This is a genomic window from Oleiphilus sp. HI0125 (genome assembly GCF_001635355.1).
Genome location: NZ_LWGF01000529.1, coordinates 1 through 405, shown reverse-complemented (window position 1 = coordinate 405; position 405 = coordinate 1). Strand labels below are relative to the sequence as shown.

General features: G+C 49.4%; 1 protein-coding gene. It reads left to right on the top strand.

Annotation, left to right across the window (positions count from 1 at the left end; all coding sequences use genetic code 11):
* Window positions 1-405, top strand: a 405-nt coding sequence (locus tag A3762_RS06710; RefSeq protein ID WP_156493303.1) for a pyridoxal-phosphate dependent enzyme, incomplete at both ends; no start/stop codon positions are given.

Genomic DNA, 405 nt, shown 5'->3' with positions numbered 1-405 from the left:
TTAAAGCAGCATCCTGATAAGGCACATGCGGTTTTTATTCCGTGCGGTGGCGGCGGCTTAATCGCAGGCATGGCAGCGTATATCAAGTACCTTCGCCCTGATATCAAAGTGATTGGCGTTGAGCCCGAAGATGCGGCATGTTTGCAAGCGGCAATGAAGTCGGGCAAGCGTGTCGTGTTAGATCAAGTTGGCATTTTTGCCGATGGTGTCGCGGTTCGACAAATAGGCAAGCTTCCTTGGGATGTCTGTAAAGATCATGTTGATGATGTGATTACGGTGACGACCGACGAAATATGTGCAGCGATTAAAGATATTTTTGATGACACGCGTGGCATTGCGGAACCGGCTGGTGCAATTGGTGTCGCTGGGTTGAAAAAGTATGTAGAGCAGACCAATGTTGAGGGC